The sequence below is a fragment of the Butyrivibrio sp. genome, assembly GCF_017433805.1.
Classification (GTDB): domain Bacteria; phylum Bacillota; class Clostridia; order Lachnospirales; family Lachnospiraceae; genus Butyrivibrio.
The window spans coordinates 1-19,507 of sequence record NZ_JAFRGN010000037.1; the positions used below are offsets into that span (position 1 = coordinate 1).

Below are 19,507 nucleotides of genomic sequence, written 5' to 3' on the forward strand. Positions count from 1 at the left end.
ATACTCTCAATAAGCTCCATATCTTCTCTGGTCAGAGTTTCCGAGGTCTTGGAAGAATCAATACTGATATAGCCGTAGTTACCAGCAATTTCATTGATCTGGCTCTGAACAAAGCTGCTCATTCCATTTCCAAGAGCTACTACCGCGATAACCGCCGCGATGCCTATGACAATACCCAGCATTGTCATAAGAGTTCGGTAGCCATTACCTACAATCTGTTTAATTGCGCTTTTTATATATTCGCCAAATTTACCCATAGTTTATATCTGTACTTACGGATGTTTATCCTTCCTGAACTACTACTGGCATACCCTCTGTAAGAGTGTCATAGTTACCTGTAATGATCTGATCTCCAGCAGCAATTCCATCTACAATCTGAGCCTCTGTACTGGAAGCGATACCGATTGTAACGTTCTTTCTGGCAACAAGGCCATTTTCTACTACATATACGAAGTCGCCCTCTGAATCTGTCTGAACATATTCATAAGGAAGTACAAGAGTGTTATCGGCCTTCTGAGCGTGGATCTTGTTGTTAGCCTCAACTCCGAGGATGATATCAGAATCAGGATTTGTAACCTTGATAATAGTATCAACAACTGCTACGCCGTTGTTATTCTTGGATGCTGTTCCTGAAATCTTGGAAATTTCTCCGTTGTAAGCCTTGTTGTTGATTGTGATATCAACCTGCTGTCCAATAGAAATTTTGGGGAGGTCACTCTTTGAAATCTGAACAGAGACTTCCACGTCATCAAGATTTGCAAGTGTAACTGTCTGAGCTCCAGTTGCTACTGTTGCTCCCTCCACTACAGACACAGCAGTTACAACACCGTTGAAATCAGCTTTGATACCCTCTTTTGCCTCATCAAGCTTACCAATTGTGTCTTCCTGATTGAGAGTAGTGGAATCAAGCTGAGCCTTGGCTGATTCTGCTGTTCCAGGGTTAACCTGTGCTGCCTTAGCAGACTGAAGATGCGCCTGCTCCTCCTGAAGAGCTGTGATCTGGTTCTTCCAGCCCTGCATCTCAGGGTCATTTGAAAGAGCATACTGAACATCAACTATTGACTGAGAAACAGCAAGTGACATCTGTCTGTCAGACTCTGATGGGTTATCAAACGCTCCATCTGTCTTGTTACCAGACTCATTTCTATAAATATATTCGTTATTACCATTCTCAAAGTAGCTTTCACTGGAATCAGCTATACCATTCTGGTTGATATCAGACTGAACCTTCTGAAGATCAGCAAGTGTTCTGTTGATACGGCTTGTCTTTTCTGTAATTCTGTTATTGAGGGCATCAATCTCAGCTGTGATCGCATCAAGTCTGTCGTTGATCTGCTGAGGTGTCATGTTCGCCGCATACTTCCTGTCTGCAGCTGCTGTTCCTGACCAGTATGAACTATAGCTTCCCTTGGCCTGTTTGATGGCAAGCTCAGCTGTCTGCCTGGCAAGATCAAGCGCCTCTGCGTCATAGGTATAAAGAGTATCACCAACAGCAACCTTATCTCCGACCTTAACATTGAGCTCAGCAAGAGGTGCTGTGACTTCTGAGAAGTATGTCTTGGTCTCTGCACTCTGAACTGTTCCAGAGATAGAAAGAACATTCTCGATTGTTCCAAGGGCTGCTGGCTGTGTGTTAACAAATACAACTGCGTTCTTGGCTGCATTCATGCTTCTGATAACCAGGAAGGCTATAAGGAGAACTGCTACACCTATTACGATAAATCTCTTCTTAAGCTTCTTCTTTGGCTTTGCTGCCACTTCGTTTTTATCGTATTCTTCGTATTCCTGAGGCGCTGTATTATTTTCGGGCGCCTTAACTTCTTCTTTTTCCTTGACGGTAACATCAGTTGCCGTTGTATTTTCGTTTGTTTTAACTTCTAAATCTTTGTCCTGTCCCATACTTCCTCCATATAATTGCATCAGTCTTCCTTATAATCCGGATTCATGATATCGCTGACGATACGTCCATCCGATATTGTTATGATTCTTCTGGCCTGTCTGGCTATTCCAGGGTCATGTGTGATTATGATTACTGTACGACCCTCAGCATAGAGTTTCTTGATAATGCTGATGATTTCCTTACTGGAGCCTGAATCAAGGTTACCTGTCGGCTCATCCGCAAGGAGTATTGGCGGCGCCTGAGCTATAGCTCTTGCTATGGCAACTCTCTGCTGCTGACCACCTGACATTTCGTTAGGCTTATGAGTCATTCTCTGTCCCAGTCCAACCTTGGAAAGAGCATTCATTGAAAGAAGCTCTCTTTCTTTTTTGCTGACTCCTCTATATATAAGGGGCAGTTCTACATTCTCAAGAGCTGTAAGAGATGGAATCAGGTTAAAGCCCTGGAATATGAACCCTATCTCTCTATTGCGGACATCGGACTGTTCATCATCTGTCATGTGTGATACATCCTGACCATGCAAAAAATATTTGCCACTCGTAGGTGTATCAAGACACCCCAGCATATTCATAAGTGTGGATTTACCTGAGCCGGACTGGCCGATAATAGCGACAAATTCACCTTCGCCTATAATAAGACTCACATGATCAAGAGCCCTGACTTCGTTTTCCCCAGGATTGTATATTTTGCATACATCCTTGACTTCTACTAGTTTCTTCATGATAACTCCCTATCTGCGCACATCGTAGATGCAATCGCAAGATAATTATATCTCAAAACACGCATTTCATGCGTAAACTTAGAGCAAACTACCTTTTACGTTAGCACCATTGCCACATCTTATCAAGAAATATTGCGCGCAATTTATATGAATTTACCGCTTTTTACCGTGAAAGTAAAGAGAAAAGCATTGATAATATTATTAATTTTTTATAAAATCGAATTTGCTGCCGCAAGATATTGTGTTTTATATGTCAATATATTACTATATTATGTATACATCGCTTAGCATATTCCGTTTATTCTATTATTAATAATGGCTCAATAAATTGTGGTAACAATCATTTTTCTGAATACATGAAAGAAGGTCAACAACATGAAATCACCCGCTGAAATAGCAGCTAAATACGAATCTATAGGAAAGGGCAAGACTGAGCTTCCAGCTCTCAAGACATTTCTTTTGGGAATCCTTGCAGGCGCTTATATAGCTCTTGGTGGTCTGGGAAGCCAGATAGCGAGCTGTACTGCAGCAGATCCATCAAGTGCTCGTATGGTCAGCAGCGTAGTTTTCCCAATAGGTCTTTTCATGGTTCTTGTTGGAGGCGCTGAGCTTTTTACAGGCAACTGCCTCATCTTCATTCCTGTTCTGTCTGGAAAGGCTAAGCTATCAGGGATGCTAAAAAACTGGGTACTTGTTTATCTGGGAAATATGGTTGGAGGCTTCCTTATTGCACTTATAGCTTCCACTTCCCACATTTATTCTTTTGCTAATAATGCTCTGGCTGAATCAGTTATCTCAACTGCCGTTACAAAGGCAAATATTTCTTTTAGCGATGGTCTTCTTAGAGGAATCCTCTGTAACGTTCTGGTATGCCTTGCTGTATGGTGTTCCTTCTCAGCTGACGAAGTTGCCGGTAAAGTCCTTGCACTGTGGTTTCCAGTAATGCTGTTCATCATCTGCGGCTTTGAGCACTGCATTGCCAACATGTACTTCATTCCTGCCGGAATGCTCACATCCGCTATCTATGGACTACCTGCCGAGGGACTTAGCTTGTTTGGATTCTTCGTAACCAATCTGATTCCTGTAACAATCGGAAACATCATCGGCGGATCAATCTGTGTTGGAGCTATGTACTACGCTATCTACCTGAAAAAATGAGCCATAGATTTGTGGCCCGTGTTTTGGCCCTGGGGGACGGGGTTAGTGGTCCAAAATAAGATGTTAATAAAAGAGGCTGACACTTTGAGTGCCAGCCTCTTATTTATATTCTGATACACATTTTGGACCACTAACCCCGTCCCCATGGTCCACTTTATTTAGTCAGGAGCATCATGATCTCATTGCTGCGTGCGATGAACTTGCTCATAGCTTCGCCCTCAAGTGGAGCGTTCTGGATACGTGCAAGGTCATAGAGCTGCTCGAAGATCATCTTGGTGTTATCGCTGTCTTCATTCTCCATCACATACTGAACAAGTGGATGGTTAGCGTTGAGGATAAGTGTCTGGCCTTCGTTGCCGAAGTCGCCCATGCTCATTCCGTTCATGGCATACATCTTCATCATCTCAGCCATACGTCTTGATTCCTCAGAAACAGTGAGCATTGAAGACATCTTCTTGTCCTTGAGCTTCTCAAGCTTAACAGTAAGTCTGTCGTTCTTAAGAGCCTTCTTGATCTTCTCAGAGAGCTCTTTTTCTTTTTCCTCAAGCTCAGCTGCTGCCTTCTTGCTAGTCTTGGACTTGAAGGTCTCTGTAAGGTCAGCATCGATTCTCTTGAAAGAAATGCCCTCGTTCTTGGATTCAAGCTGCTGCATGAAAGGTACATCGATGTTGTGGTTCATGATGAAGGCTTCCATCTTCTGTGCCTTGAACATCTTGATGTACTGGCTCTGCTGCTGTTCGTCTGTTACGTAGTAGATAGTACGAGGCTCTTTGTCCTCTTCCTTCTTGTCAGCATCTGAAGCCTTAGCCTCATCTCCGACAACCTCTGCCTCAACTACATTTCCATTCTCATCTGTAGCTTCTTCCTTGGCAGCCTCTTCCTCTGCAGCCTTGTTGATCTGAAGAGCCTCAGGAGTTGTGAGGTATTTGCCTTCAAGGTTCTTGAACAGGATGTAATCTGTCATCTTCTCGCAGAACTTGTCGTCGCGAAGGCAACCATATTTTATGAATGGGCTGATGTCATCCCAGTACTTGTCATAGTTCTCTTTATCTGTCTTGCAAAGACCTGCAAGCTTCTCAGCAACCTTCTTGCTGATGTACTCAGAAATCTTCTTAACAAAACCATCATTCTGAAGCGCTGATCTTGATACGTTAAGAGGAAGGTCCGGGCAGTCAATTACGCCCTTAAGGAGCATAAGATACTCTGGAATAACTTCCTTGATGTTATCAGCGATGAATACCTGATTGTTGTACAGCTTGATCGTTCCCTCAATTGACTCAAACTCCATGTTGATCTTAGGGAAGTAAAGGATACCCTTTAAGTTGAAAGGATAGTCCATGTTGAGGTGAATCCAGAATAAAGGCTCCTTGTAATCGCGGAATACCTTTCTGTAGAATTCCTTGTACTCCTCATCTGTGCAATCCTTAGGTGTCTTAGCCCAAAGAGGATGTGTATCATTAAGAAGCTGTGGTCTTCTCCTTACCTTGTACTCGAGCTCTGGCTCCTTGTCCTCACCCTCTTTTTTCTCAGGGTGAACCTCTTCTATAACTACATCTGACTCAAGCTTCTCAGAAGCCTTGATTGTCTCTGTGCCTTCTTCATTCTCTTTTGAAAGATAAATCTCATAAGGCATGAATGAACAGTACTTCTCGATTACTTCTCTTGCCTTGTACTCGTTGCAGAACTCAAGGCAATCCTCTGAAAGATGTAGTGTGATTGTTGTACCAACCTCAGCCTTGTTGCCATCCTCCATCTCGAAGTCTGAACCGCCATCGCAGGTCCAGTGAACAGACTCAGCATCTGACTTGTATGAGCGTGTATCGATATCTACATAATCAGAAACCATGAAGGTTGAATAGAAACCAAGACCGAAATGACCGATGATCTGATCAGCATTAGCCTTATCTTTATACTTGTTAAGGAAGTCTGTAGCACCAGAGAATGCTACCTGGTTGATGTACTCCTCAACCTCCTCAGCTGTCATACCAATACCATTATCTGTGATTTTGATAGTCTTCTCTTTATCATTAAGTACAACATCTACGCGAGGCTTGAAGCCCTCTGGCAATGTGTACTCTCCCATCATATCCATCTTGCGGATTTTGGTGATAGCATCACAAGCATTTGAGATTACTTCTCTGTAAAAAATATCATGATCCGAATACAACCATTTCTTGATGATTGGGAACATGTTCTCGCTGTTAATTGAAAGATTACCTTTTTTTGAAGCCATAATTCTCACTCCCTTTTAATGATTTTCTATCTCCGGCAATATATTTTCCGTACAAAATCTAGTTTAAAACTGGGAATTTTAAAAGTCAATAAAAAATTAGCACTCATCACAAAAGAGTGCTAACAAGCAATAATTTCTATTGTAATACTCTCAAAAACCATTAAAATGTATATAGAGTGTTTATACTCATAATTAGGGTTGCGCTCGTTGGGGGAACATGAAAATATGATTGGCGGGAAAAAAGTAGTAGCATTATGCACGTATAGAATTTATGAGACTCATGAGTTTGATTTTATCTACGAACTTGGGAAAATGATTCCCGAGCATGATTGTTCTCTGTTCATCTATGCCATGAATTCTGAAATTGGCATCATAGAAAACCATACCCCTGAGGTCGAAGTCTACGATCTCATTCCCTATAACAAAGTTGACGTCGTTGTTGTCATGAACGAGAAGATAAAGAGCCGAAGTGTATGCCAGAGCATTATTGATAAATCTAATGCTGCCGGTGTACCTGTTCTGGTTGTTGATGGTCACTATGAAAATGTGTCCACAGTTAACTACGACTATTTAGGCGGCTTTGAGAAGGTCTTAATCCACATGTTTGAGCACCACAAGGTCAAGAAGCCTCACTTCATGGCTGGTCACAGGAATAACGCCTTTTCTAATGAGAGAATAGAATTATTCAAAAAATATATGACCAAATATAATCTGCCTTTTGATGACAGCATGGTCAGCTACGGCGATTTCTGGGCTCTCCCTTGTAGAGCAGCCACAGCAGAGCTTCTCAAAAGAGATGAACTACCAGATTCCATTATCTGCGCCAATGATATCATGGCCATCAATGTATGCGATGTTCTCAAGGAAAACGGCATAAGAGTTCCGGAAGATATCCTTGTATCTGGTTTTGATGGTATCGACGAAGCATTTATCTCTTCACCTGGAATCACCACTGCCATTTGCGATAAAGGCGAGCTCGCTCACACTGTTATGGGCGCTCTCGATGAGATTCTTGCAGGCAAACGCAATGTCATCAAGTGGATTGAGCCTGTATTTATCCCTAACGAATCCTGTGATTGTCCACGTAAGGACCTGCATGTAACTGCTACAGTCAGTGATCTTAATAATCTCTTTTACCATCATGAGGACGAGATTCATGCACTGCAGAATATAATCTCTAAGATGCTGGTAGGTGAGGACGTAAAAAAGAGTATCCGCTACGTCAAGGAAAACCACGCCAGACATGCCAAGGTCATTGTTGAAAAGTCCTGCTTTGATCTAGAGAACAACTTTTTCTATGATGATGTGGAAAAGGGCGATAAAATGGTCATCTATGACTCGTATGATGATACAGATCGCTCCTATCCTTATAATCCGGATGAGATTGTTCCTAATCTGAAAGAGCTCATTCAGACCGGGCAGCCTCTTGTATTCAACTGCCTTCTTTATATGAATAAATGTCTCGGATTTGTGTGTTATACATATCCCAGAATGATGCTTATAGACTACAACCAGACACCTAACCTTACCAACTGCTTTGAGATGAGTATCGGTGGTTATGTTGTGAATATGTACCAGAAGTACCTTAGAGACAAGGTTCGTGAGATGTATCAGAATGATGCTCTCACAGGTTTGTACAACCGCCTTGCATTCAGATCACTCATTGATGAGATTTTGTCCAAACCTGAGCGTATCGGCCAGAAAATCACTGTTATCATGATGGATTTGAACAATCTCAAGCAGATCAACGATACCCTCGGACACATGGTAGGTGACAAGGCCATAAAAGCTGTTGCTACTGCCCTTAAGGAATCGTGTCCTGATGATGCTCTATGCGTTAGGGCAGGTGGCGACGAGCTTCTGGGCGTAATTATTGGAGACTGCGATGTAGCTCAGATTACTGGAGGTATCGAGAGAAACCTTGAAAATGCCAGCAAAGAGCTTGGCATTTCAGTATCTGCTAGCACAGGCGTATACACTACTCTCTACGAAGAGGGCATGGACATCGGCAAAATTATCAATATAGCAGATGAGCGCATGTACGAGATGAAGCGCAAGATAAAAGCTGGTAGAATCGGATAAAAAAGAACTCCTAAGTGATGATAATTACTCGCCACTTAGGAGTTTATTTCATATGCATTATTTTTCGAAATATTCTGTGTAGACATTCCAAAGAGAATTGGTTGTTACGTTCTCATCAGAAGTAACTTCTATTGAATCCCAGAGTTCTTCATTGAGCTCTTTGGTGAGAGTATCCACATAGGCGTCATACTGCTCGCCGAAGACTTCTCTTTTCCTCTCTGCTACGATCCTGACCTTGTTGTACTCGGTCTCTTCTCTGTTAAAGGTAGTCACACACTTGATAATAACGTAGCCATCACTAACCTCTACAACATCGCTGATTTCCTCAGTTCCAAGGTTAAAAGCAACCGTCTCGTAAGCCTCCTCTACTTCTCCTTTGCCAAAAGAAATAGTGGATTCCTCAGCTTCATTGTACTCAGACATAAGCTCCTCAAAGCTGGTTCCATCTATCAGCTGATTCTGGATACTCCTGGCCTTGAGATACACAGTATTCTTGGCTGTATCATTATAAGCAACCTTCTCTCCTGACGCATCAAGGTCATAGGTCTTAAGAAAAATCTGCTCAACTGTTATAGTTCTGGCCTCGTCATCACTGATCTCAGGATTGATATCTCTGATAATGTAGTCATAGAGCTTATCAGCAAGGGCATACTCAGAGTATATCTGGAAAATGTTATCCTCAGTAACTCCGTACATAGCCTCAATATCCTGCTCTGTCAGAGTCTCATAATAAGCCTCAGCTGCATCTCTTGCAGTCTTAAGCTCTGAATCATCCAGCACTATAGACATATTGCCTGCCAAAAGATTCATTGCCTTAATCTGAGCAACCTTGGCAAGAATCGACTCTTTTAACTGATTGGCAACTGTCCCTTCATCAGTCTGTGTATCCCAAATCTGCGCTCCAAAGGTGCTCTCATAGCCATTCTGCGTATTGATAAGATACACCATTATCTCCTGGATGCTGCAGACGCTGTCCTCTATTCTGAATACCTCATCGTCAGAAAAGCCCGTAGTAAATACTACCTTTTTATTGCCGTCTAAAATATTCTCACAGCCTGTCATGGAAAAGACAAGGAAAAAGGCCATAAGGACTGCCAATATTCTGTTGTCCAACAATCTTTTTCTCAGGTTCATCTTGTCGTAATTTATCCTAATGTCTTAATGATTGAACGAGCTACTGAAAGTCCGTTGGCACTTGCCTGCTGAAGTCCACGTGTTACACCGGCTCCATCACCGATAGCACGAAGTCCCTTGATGCTGGTCTCGAAATCCTTGTTAACAATAACCTTATTAGAATAGAACTTAACCTCTACACCATAAAGAAGTGTCTCATCAGAAGCAATACCAGGTGTAACCTTATCAAGAGCCTGGATCATCTCATCAAGGTCAACCATGATTCTGTGTGGGAATACAAGAGAAAGATCTCCAGGTACCGCATCCTTAAGTGTAGGGATCAGGTTATTCCTACAAAGTCTCTCCTCTGTAGTTCTTCTGCCACGTCTGAAATCGCCGTAGGTCTGAACCAGAATCTTGCCACCGCAGAGCATGTTAGACAGCTCGGCAATCTTTTTACCATATTCAATAGGAGTCTTGAAAGGCTTGGTGAAGTTCTTGGATACAAGGAGCGCAAAGTTTGTGTTGTTGGTCTTGAGCTCTTTGCCCTTGTAAGCATGTCCGTTAACTACAGCAAGTCCGTTCTCATAATACTCAGTTGCAACCTCTCCAGATGGGTTAGTACAGAAAGTACGAACCTTATCATCGAAGGTTGGTGTGTGATAGATGAGCTTGGCCTCATAGAGATTCTCGTTGAGGAACTGCATAACTTCATCTCTAACCTCAACTCTTACTCCTACATCAACTGTTCCAGGCTTAGTCTCGATGCCAATCTCTTCGCACTTATCCTTGAACCAGTCTGCACCCTCACGGCCTACAGCACTGACAATTTCCTTGGCGTAATAAGTCTCGCCCTTATCTGTTGTAACGCCCTTGCAGACGCCATCTTCAACGATGATATCTGTAACCATGGTGTTAAACTCAATCTCTACACCCTTAGAAAGAACATGCTCCTGAAGCTTGGAATAGATCTTGTAGCCTTCCTCTGTTCCAAGGTGTCTGATTGGACACTCAACGAGCTTTAAGTTAGCGTTGATAGCCTTTCTACGGATTTCTCTAATCTCCTGCTCTTTGTCTACGCCGTATACGCTCTTGTCTGCGCCAAACTTAAGATAGATTTCATCTGACTCATGAATAAGAGTTGTTGCAGCATCATAGCCAAGTATCTCAGGAAGATTTCCTCCTACATCAGGTGAAAGAGAAAGCTTACCATCTGAGAACGCTCCTGCTCCTGCAAAGCCAGTAGTGATTGAACATGGCTTACAACCTGCGCAGGTCTTAGTCACTCTCTTAGGACAGTTTCTCTTTTCAATTGAACGACCTTTTTCTATCATGAGGACCTTAAGGTCAGGTCTCTTTTCCATAAGTTCGTAGGCACAGAAAATACCTCCTGGGCCTGCACCAATAATAATTACATCAACATTTTTTGCCATAAGAATAAAACCTCCTGTTCCTATATAAGCAACTCATTATATCATATTTCAAATTTTTATAATATAACGCAAAAAAGCCGCCGCATTATGCCTTTTGCGACGGCTGATCTACCCATATTTATCTGCTGGTTCTGTACTGAACAGGAGTCATTCCGTATTTCTTTTTAAAGAGTCGGTTAAAGTGCTCTACGTTCTGATAACCTGCTGCCTCGGCAACCTTCTCAACCTTCATGTTGCCGTTTCTAAGGAGTGTGCTGGCCTTGTTGAGACGAATGCGCTTAACATTTTCTCCAAAGGTCATTCCGGATTTCTCCTTGATGTACTTGGAAAGATAAGGCTTGGAGAGGTAGAACTGGCTGGAGAGGTCATCAAGTGTTACAGTCAGGTAGTTCTCCTGGATGTAGTTGATGATGGAGTTAATCCTCTCATCCTTGCTGTTCTTGATCTCTTTTACCTCATCAATCTGATTAACAGCTATTACAAGAGCGTTGATTGAGGAACGGATAATATCTTCATCAATTCCTACGCCCCAATACTTCTTGCCGTTGTGTGTAATTCCGACATAGGTGCAGGCCTTGGAGGATGAACCTCTTGAAAGAGCGTGCTCCTCATAGGTTGAAAGCTCGTAGCTGATGTTGAAATACTGCTTGATAGCGTTGCTGACAGCATCCAGGCGACCATTACCATTGGCCTCAACCACATGCTCTTTGTCTGCATGAGTAATTGTAACCTCTGTGAGGATACCGTCTATCTGCTTAAAGTGGCACTCTGTAATCTTGAATACATTGTCATTATGAACATACTTATCTTCAAAAATCTGATAGATTCTTGCTGGTGAAAGCTCAGCATGTTCTCTGTCTGAAATGTCTTTGATAGTGTAGCTGACGTCTGCCTGCATTTCCTTGGGAACCATCATGCCATAGTTGGTCTTGAGGATGTAGCTTACGCCGCCCTTACCAGACTGGCTGTTGATTCTGATAACATCTCCGTCGTACTCTCTTCCCAGATCCTTGGGATCAACTGGAAGATATGGAACTGACCAGATGCCCTTGTCTTTCTTTTGCTCATGCCATGCAAAGCCCTTGGAAATAGCATCCTGATGGGAACCTGAGAAAGCTGTGAATACGAGCTGTCCAGCGTAAGGCTGTCTCTCATAGATTCTCATTCTTGTGAGTCTTTCGTAAGCCTCACCAATCTCCATGATATGGCTGAAATCAAGTCCTGGATCAACGCCGTGTGAATACATGTTGATGGCCAGTGTGACAATATCTACGTTACCTGTTCTCTCGCCGTTTCCGAAAAGAGTTCCCTCAATTCTGTCAGCACCTGCAAGGCATCCAAGCTCAGCATCACTTACACCTGTTCCTCTGTCGTTATGAGGATGAAGTGAAAGAACTACAGCATCACGATACTTGAGGTTCTTGCTGATATACTCTACCTGAGTTGCAAATACATGAGGCATCGCTATCTCAACTGTTGTAGGGATATTGATAACTACTTTATTTTTCTTGGTTGGCTTCCATACATCAAGAACAGCGTTACATACCTCTACAGCATAGTCTACCTCTGTTCCAGGGAAGCTCTCTGGTGAATATTCAAAAGAGAAGTTTCCGTTAGTCTCTTTTGCAAGCTTATCAAGAAGCTTGGCTCCATCAATTGCGATCTGCTTAACTTCCTCTTTGCTCTTTTTGAAGACCTGCTCACGCTGAGCAACTGATGTTGAATTATAAAGATGAATGATATCCCTTGGAGCGCCCTTAACAGCCTCAAAGGTTCTCTTAATGATATGCTCTCTTGCCTGAGTCAGAACCTGAACAGTTACATCATCAGGAATCATGTTCTTCTCGATAAGAGTTCTGGCAAACTCAAACTCTGTCTCGGAAGCTGCCGGGAATCCGATCTCAATTTCCTTGAAACCAAGATCAACGAGCATTGTAAAGAATTCGAGCTTCTCATCAAGGCTCATGGGCTCTATAAGTGCCTGGTTACCATCACGAAGATCTACGCTGCACCAGATTGGCGGATGATCCAGATAGTCTTTCTTGACCCAGTCGTAGCTTGCCTTAGGTGGCATGAAATATTGACGCTGATACTTCTCGAAATTCATCATAATACTGCTCCCCTTTGTCTTAATATTAGTCTAACAAATCAATATGAACTTGATTTATTTTATCCTACGATATTAATATCGGTCAGATTATTTGATATATTTATATGTCCCCAGATTAAAATCGCACATATTTTTTGATAAATATTATGATATCACAATTATAAACAATTACATCATGGTAGATTTAATCACTTTTCTTGATATTTTTTAATGTCACACTAAAAAATGCTTGTATCTTTGGATATTTCCATTTGTAAGTCACCTTTTGAATAGCATATCCCGGATAAAATTATAACGCCAAAACGGTCATAATCTAGACGTTTTGACGTTATTAAATAAGGAATTAGTATGTGGCTGATATATCGTATCAGTCGCACTGATAGCCTTTGTTTACAAGAATATTTTCAACAGCATTAACATCCTCTGTGTGCATAACCATGATAGGATTTCCTGTCTCTCTGTTAAAAGAAAGGTATGTGTAATTAACATTGATGTGGCTGTCCTTGAGAGTCTTGAGAATATTATCAAGAGCTCCTACTTCATCCTTACACTCTACAGCAAGAACTGAGGATGTCTTGCACATGTAGCCATTAGCCTGCAGCACTTCCATACACTTCTCTGCATCAGATACAACCATTCTGATGATGCCATATTCAGCAGAATCATTTGTAACAGAACCAAGAATATTGATCTCATTCTCTCTCAGAAGTCCTGTAATATTCTGCAAACATCCTTTTTTATTTTCAGCATAAATTGAAACCTGCTTAAGCATTTTCTATTATCCTCCGAGTAAGTATTTTGTTAACATCTAGTATATGCCAATAACACATTCTGTGTGCATATTAGTTTAGTCGACATTACTCTTTTATCACTTTTTCACTTAAAAGCGCTAAAGCGCATTGCCTTTGTCTACTATACCATATTTGTGAGATTTGTAAAGCAGTTCATTTCAAGTATTTTTCTATCTTTAACTCCAGTTAACTTCCCACAGCATGTCAGAAAACCTCAACCAGCCTCTCAAGTTCCATTTCATTGACACGCAAATAATTAACCAATTTCTCATCGCATGCCAAAATGCCATTTCTGTTGCACTTCGACAGGATAACTCATCTTCAATGCAAAATTTTCTACAAATTATCTCTATAAGGGATTGTTGTGGCTGATAAAAATACCACCGAGCCGAATGGCTCAAATCATTTATTTGTAAAGCATTAGAACTATACTCTTAGCATTGAAAAAAGTCAAATTCCCTTGCTATACATAGTGATCATTTCCAGCTATATCTAGCAACAATAAGGAATAATATAGCAAAAATCTGCAATATAAATACCCATGGACTAGGTATAATTAGAAATGATAAAAACACAGTCATTACACCTACGAGAGGTTTCTATGAACAAAGAAAGCATAAATCCAATAACAAAGCTTGATTACCCAGACCCTGACGTCATCCGCGTTGGTGATACTTACTATATGGTCAGCACCACAATGTACTTCATGCCTGGCTGCGAGATTCTGCGTTCCTATGACCTGGTGCATTGGGAACATGCTGCCTACGTTTACGACAGGCTTGATTCTACACCAGCTCAGCGCCTTGAGAGAAAAGAGAATATCTACGGCCAGGGCATGTGGGCTGCAAGTCTTCGCTATCATGAAGGCTATTTCTTCGTTGTCTTTGTATGCAATGACACCCATAAAACCTACGTTTATACTTCCCGCAGCATCGATGGTCCTTGGGAAAAGAACTATCTCGAGGGCTTTTATCATGACAATTCCGTACTCTTCGATGATGACGGAAGAATTTATATAGTAAGCGGAAATAAAGAGATTCACATAAAAGAACTATCTCTTAAAAAGACCGAGATGGGAGTTACACTGGCGGATAATACCAGCGATGACCTCGTGATAATCAGAGATTCTGACGATGTTTACCTTGGCTACGAAGGCGCACACTTCTACAAGATAAACGGCAAGTACTACATCTTCCTGATCCATATGCCAAAATCCATCGGCAAGCGCACCGAGGCCGTATTCGTATCAGATAGTCCCTTTGGTCCATATACTGGAAAAGACGTTATGTATGACGATAGAGGTTACAGAGAAGCAGGAGTAGCTCAGGGCGGCGTTGTTCAGACGCCTTCAGGAAAATGGTATTCAATTCTCTTCCAGGATAGCGGAGCTGTAGGAAGAATCCCAGTATTGATGCCAGTTACATGGGATGAACCCTCACCTTATCCGATATTTGGCGATGATGGCAAGATTCCAGAAAACTTTGAAATAGAAGATTTAAATCCAGACTATAACTACACTCCTCTTGTTGGAAGCGATGATTTCAAGAGCGATGACGGCGACAGCTTTGGCTTCATGAGCCGCTGGCAGTTTAACCATGAACCTGATCTCTCCCTTATAAAAAGAGATCTCACAAACGGCACAGTTACCATTACCACAGACAAGCTCTGCGATAACCTGGTCCAGGCCAGAAATGTCCTGACTCAGCGCACTCTTTTCCCAGGTTGCAGTTGCATTGTAGATGTTGATGCTTCTGATCTGTCTGAGGGTGACTACGCCGGACTTTGCATTCTCGAGAGTAACTATTGCTTTATCGGTGTTACAAAAAGAGATGGCAAGTTCTATCTGGTTCAGGGAAACCGTGAGATCGCCACTGGCGGCTTCTGGGGCGAGAGGCATGACACTGAAAGCTTTGTTGAGCAGGCATGTACCGAGCTTGATAGTCCCAAGGTAACACTGCATGCGAATATTTGCTATGACGATGACACCGCCACCTTTGGATATCCTGAAAAGTTCGGCGCCATCAACAAATTGCAGTTCAAGCTTGACCATTTCACCGGCGCTCGATTCGGACTTTTCATCTATAGCACAAAAGAAGCCGGCGGTAGTGCCAGCTTCTCGAACTTCGTATATTAAAAAAATATAGCCAGAGGCCTCTCAAACAGGCATCTGGCTATTTTATTCTAATCCAGCAACTATAATTTATGGCATCATATTAATCATCAAATATCTATTAGATAGCTATAATAGATGCACATTTATAGGTAATACAAGTAGTGAATGCATCAAAAATATGATAATTGGTGACTATTGATGCAGAATATCTATATTTTGTAAAAGAACTTGCATCTATTATTCTAATACTCAATTTTTCGATGCATACACTAAAAAGATTCCATTGTAATGAGCATCAATTTTTAACAAAACAGATAAAATAGATGCATAACTACTTCTTACACATAGTTTACTTAACTTTTTCTTTTGCCTTCCACAGGATCACAGCTCCAACAATATAAATCGGAAGTCCGGCGATATATCCGTTTGGTGCTGGACCCAGGAGCCTCGTCGCTGCTACTACCGATGGTGCAGCCAGAGCAAGTGGAATTGTTGCTGCTCCGTTAAAGGCCCCGTGGAGAATTGCCGGATACCAGATACATTTTGATTTCTCATATACATAGTCGCATAACGCGCCCAGGAATACTGTGCATACGCAGAACGACACCATTCCAACTATAGGAAAGCCCTTGTAATCCTTACCATACTCATATCCAGTCAAAAGAATCATCGGCCAGTGCCACATTCCCCAGATAATACCACCAAGGATAGAGCCGCCGACTCTTCCAAATCTCTCTTTTAACGCAGGATACATGTAGCCTCGCCAGCCGGCCTCTTCACCTACTGCAAAGATCATGTTGAGAAGAGGTACATAAGCTATTGTGCTGATGGAACTTATAAGCATCTGTTGACCATAAGTTACTCCCATAGTTTCCATCTGTTCAAGTGCAGCTTCCTGGCCATTTTCTACAAGATATGCTCCGCTTACATCAAAGTGAGACGGAAAAATAACAAAATACAAAACCGCGCCTATCGCAGTCAATACAGCTGGTCCAAACCATGAGAAAAGAAATGCCCAAATATTTCCCTTAAATACTGGCTTCCATCCCATTCCTTTAAGCTTCTGCCCTGAAACAAGTACAGCCAGAAGCGGTACAAACATCATGCACGCCGTGATCATCTGCGCAGCACCTGACAGAATCAGCTTCGCACTGCCATTTTCCATATTGTTGACCAGCCATACAAATATCTGAATGACATAGCCAATTCCGAAGGTAAATCCCAAATACTTAAAAAGCGTCTTGTTACTGGTATCTATTTCTGTCATATTCACTCCATTCTGTCTTTACCAAAAGACCCAACGCATCTCTTTTTCATCTATTATTTACTCTAGCAAAAGATAAGCTCTTTGTCAGCAAAAATAAACGATAATCAGAACATGTCTGCACAAGTACTCACTTTATGTGCATATTTTGGAAACTCAAAAAACTATTTGAATTTATATGTTATACTTAAAAGACACACTAGACATGAAATTAATTATGACCATAGTCATTTAAATCGTTGAGCTATTGATCAGATTCAGTTACACAGGTGATATTTATGGAAAAAGAAATCTTTAATCAGGAACAATCCCATTTGACCAAAACATACGACAAACTCCTTGAGATGAAAAAAGGCCTTGAGGATCAGATTGCCTCTCTTAACGAAAAGGCAATGGATGATAAAAATGATATCAGAGACAACATTCGTTTCGACTACGCCGATATCGAGACCACAATGGAAACTCTGACAGAGATTGAGGTTTGGAATCGTTATATAGACACTTACAATGTTGAGAGTAGTTCTCTTACCAAGCGTCTTAATACGGTAAATAAGCTCCTTGAGTCTCCCTATTTTGCCAAGATCAGTCTTCAGTTCGATCCTACAGAGGAACCTGAGAGCTACTATATTGGCCGCGCTGCCATTTCAGAAAACGGCTATGACCAGATGGTTGTTGACTGGAGATCTCCAATTGCAGAAGTTTACTACAACCAGGAGACCGGTCACACCCACTATACCGTAGAGGACAGGGAGATTCCTGTTGACCTTCAGCTCCGTCGCCAGTTCGATATTAAGAAAAACGAGCTGATTTCCTATTTTGATACACAGATTGCCATCGAAGATCCAATGCTTCTGCAGTCACTATCTCAGGCACGTTCTGACAAGATGCAGGCGATCACAGCAACAATTCAGAAAGAACAGAACACAGTTATCCGCTACCCTGACGTTCCTTTCCTTCTCGTAAACGGAATCGCAGGAAGCGGCAAAACTTCAGTACTCCTACAGCGAATTGCATATCTCTTTTACCAAAAGAGAAAGACTCTCCGCCCAGATCAGGTGTGCCTGATGACACTTAATCCTGTGTTCCGAGACTACATCGATAATGTCCTTCCAGACCTTGGCGAGACCAATCCTCTCACCATCACATGGAACGAATTCCTTGAGATGACTAACGTTCCATTTATAGAAAACGGCGTAGATTCAACAACTGCTGAGAGCCTTCAGAAGATTCATGATTGTTTACCAACACTCACACCTGAGGCCGATGACTTTTTTGACATCAAGCAGAAAGAAACTCTTGTCATGAACAAGAATGATGTTCTCTCTGTAATTAAGATGTTCAAGCAGTTCCCAATGGGCATGCGCCTGATCCAGACTGTAGCTGACGAGCTCGAAGTAAGAGCCAAGAACGCTCTTCATAATCTCGATAAAGAGGTCGAAGATGAGTCTGAAGGTTCAGCTAAATCTGATTCTGCAGAGAACAACAGAATTGAAAATGACTACGGCGGAGCGCTTCGCACCATCAAGCACTGCGGCTTTGTAAACGTCCTTCATGTAGCTAAGAGAATTCTCGGCACAGATCACATTACCGCTGCCGAATGGCTCTATACCAAGATGGAGCTCACAGGCCTTTGCGATCGCAACATGAAATACATGATGATTGACGAAGTTCAGGATTACACCAAGGCTCAGCTCATGGTATTTCGTAAGTTCTTCCCAAACGCCCGTTTCATGCTACTTGGCGACGAGAATCAGGCCATCCGCGAAGGCACTATTTCTTTTGCCGAGATAAAAGAGCTTGCTGAGGCAGACGACAAGAAATTCGTGGAACTGCCGCTTATGACCAGCTACAGAAGTTCACCGGAGATCACAGACATGTTCGCATCTCTCCTTCCATCCGAAAAGAAGATGCTGGTATCCTCCGTTCAGCGACCAGGCGAGGAAGTTTCTGTTAAGGCCTGCAAGTCAGACAAGGAATACTACGAAGAGCTTAGAAGCCTTATCAGTGACTTTGGTAAAAAAACTGGTCTCACTGCTATAATCTGCAGAAATCAGTTCAATGTAGACCGTATTGCAGAAAAGCTTGGTAAGGATGCTCCTATCATCGTTGCAGAAAACGATGCTCTTCCTAAGGAAGGCGCATTCCTCATTGATCTTCCTCTTGCAAAGGGCCTTGAATTTGATAACGTAATTCTGGCAGATGTGGATAAAGAAACTTATCCAAGTGATATTCTTGGCAAGCACTGCCTGTACACAGCAATGTCACGTGCAACTCAGCACCTGGCCATTCTTGCTAAGGGCGAGTTGTCAGAGAATCTGTAAAAAATAAGTAATTTCATATAATATAAAGCGCTCCACATCAAAGCGATGTGGAGCGTTATTTTTATAGAATCAACTTTTCAGCAAGATCCTTAAGTTCCTGCTTCCTATCATTTAGAAGAAGTATCTTATTATATTTATAGAAGGCTTCATTACCAGTTTCTCTTACAAACTTAAGACTATAAAATGCCTTGGACAGCTCAGTTAAGAAGATTACCATCTCCTGGCTTCCGGAAAGAGACTCGCTATCTCCGAAGGTTTCCTCCAGGAA

The 19,507-nt window shown here is 42.1% G+C and carries 13 protein-coding genes and 1 pseudogene; 4 read left to right on the plus strand and 10 right to left on the minus strand.

The window, feature by feature from the left end:
- The 3 genes from IJI01_RS09930 to IJI01_RS09940 form a co-directional block, all read right to left on the minus strand.
- Positions 1 to 257 (minus strand): ABC transporter permease (locus IJI01_RS09930; RefSeq protein WP_292189547.1); only part of this gene is annotated, 257 nt, incomplete at its 3' end.
- 25 nt (positions 258 to 282) lie between these two features.
- The gene (locus tag IJI01_RS09935) at positions 283 to 1,899 is read right to left on the minus strand and encodes an efflux RND transporter periplasmic adaptor subunit (RefSeq protein ID WP_292189550.1); all 1,617 of its coding nucleotides are present in this window, start codon (positions 1,897 to 1,899) and stop codon (positions 283 to 285) included.
- A 20-nt stretch (positions 1,900 to 1,919) separates the two neighbouring features.
- The gene (locus tag IJI01_RS09940; protein WP_292189553.1) at positions 1,920 to 2,621 is read right to left on the minus strand and encodes an ABC transporter ATP-binding protein; all 702 of its coding nucleotides are present in this window, start codon (positions 2,619 to 2,621) and stop codon (positions 1,920 to 1,922) included.
- A 375-nt stretch (positions 2,622 to 2,996) separates the two neighbouring features.
- Here IJI01_RS09940 and IJI01_RS09945 point away from each other — a divergent pair, with 375 nt between their 5' ends.
- The gene (locus tag IJI01_RS09945; protein ID WP_292189554.1) at positions 2,997 to 3,779 is read left to right on the plus strand and encodes a formate/nitrite transporter family protein; all 783 of its coding nucleotides are present in this window, start codon (positions 2,997 to 2,999) and stop codon (positions 3,777 to 3,779) included.
- Positions 3,780 to 3,933: 154 nt separating this feature from the next.
- Here IJI01_RS09945 and htpG read toward each other — a convergent pair whose 3' ends face one another.
- Complete coding sequence (htpG, locus tag IJI01_RS09950; RefSeq protein ID WP_292189556.1) at positions 3,934 to 6,012, minus strand: molecular chaperone HtpG; 2,079 nt, start codon at positions 6,010 to 6,012, stop codon at positions 3,934 to 3,936.
- A gap of 225 nt (positions 6,013 to 6,237) precedes the next feature.
- Here htpG and IJI01_RS09955 point away from each other — a divergent pair, with 225 nt between their 5' ends.
- Complete coding sequence (locus tag IJI01_RS09955; RefSeq protein ID WP_292189559.1) at positions 6,238 to 8,094, plus strand: GGDEF domain-containing protein; 1,857 nt, start codon at positions 6,238 to 6,240, stop codon at positions 8,092 to 8,094.
- A gap of 57 nt (positions 8,095 to 8,151) precedes the next feature.
- On the opposite strand, the gene IJI01_RS09960 is transcribed toward IJI01_RS09955, so the two are convergent.
- The 4 genes from IJI01_RS09960 to IJI01_RS09975 all read right to left on the minus strand — a co-directional run bounded on the left by IJI01_RS09960 (position 8,152) and on the right by IJI01_RS09975 (position 13,522).
- Positions 8,152 to 9,228: a peptidylprolyl isomerase gene (locus tag IJI01_RS09960; RefSeq protein WP_292189562.1), complete on the minus strand. Its 1,077-nt coding sequence runs from the start codon at positions 9,226 to 9,228 to the stop codon at positions 8,152 to 8,154.
- A gap of 11 nt (positions 9,229 to 9,239) precedes the next feature.
- Positions 9,240 to 10,640 (minus strand): NAD(P)/FAD-dependent oxidoreductase, encoded by a 1,401-nt coding sequence (locus tag IJI01_RS09965; RefSeq protein WP_292189566.1) that lies wholly within the window; start codon positions 10,638 to 10,640, stop codon positions 9,240 to 9,242.
- 118 nt (positions 10,641 to 10,758) lie between these two features.
- Complete coding sequence (locus IJI01_RS09970) at positions 10,759 to 12,750, minus strand: 2-isopropylmalate synthase (RefSeq protein WP_292189570.1); 1,992 nt, start codon at positions 12,748 to 12,750, stop codon at positions 10,759 to 10,761.
- Between the two features lie 367 nt (positions 12,751 to 13,117).
- Positions 13,118 to 13,522 (minus strand): amino acid-binding protein, encoded by a 405-nt coding sequence (locus IJI01_RS09975; RefSeq protein WP_292189572.1) that lies wholly within the window; start codon positions 13,520 to 13,522, stop codon positions 13,118 to 13,120.
- Positions 13,523 to 14,142: 620 nt separating this feature from the next.
- Here IJI01_RS09975 and IJI01_RS09980 point away from each other — a divergent pair.
- On the plus strand, positions 14,143 to 15,675 hold the full coding sequence (locus IJI01_RS09980; protein WP_292189575.1) for a glycoside hydrolase family 43 protein: 1,533 nt from the start codon (positions 14,143 to 14,145) through the stop codon (positions 15,673 to 15,675).
- Between the two features lie 328 nt (positions 15,676 to 16,003).
- Here IJI01_RS09980 and IJI01_RS09985 read toward each other — a convergent pair whose 3' ends face one another.
- Complete coding sequence (locus IJI01_RS09985) at positions 16,004 to 16,921, minus strand: CPBP family intramembrane glutamic endopeptidase (protein ID WP_292189578.1); 918 nt, start codon at positions 16,919 to 16,921, stop codon at positions 16,004 to 16,006.
- Positions 16,922 to 17,196: 275 nt separating this feature from the next.
- On the opposite strand from IJI01_RS09985, the gene IJI01_RS09990 reads away from it, so the two are divergent.
- Positions 17,197 to 19,239 carry a HelD family protein gene (locus tag IJI01_RS09990; protein WP_292189581.1) on the plus strand — a complete coding sequence of 681 codons (2,043 nt, stop codon included), beginning with the start codon at positions 17,197 to 17,199 and terminating at the stop codon, positions 19,237 to 19,239.
- Between the two features lie 61 nt (positions 19,240 to 19,300).
- Here the strand turns inward: IJI01_RS09990 and IJI01_RS09995 are convergent.
- Positions 19,301 to 19,507 (minus strand): annotated as a pseudogene (locus IJI01_RS09995) (ATPase); the annotation flags it as partial.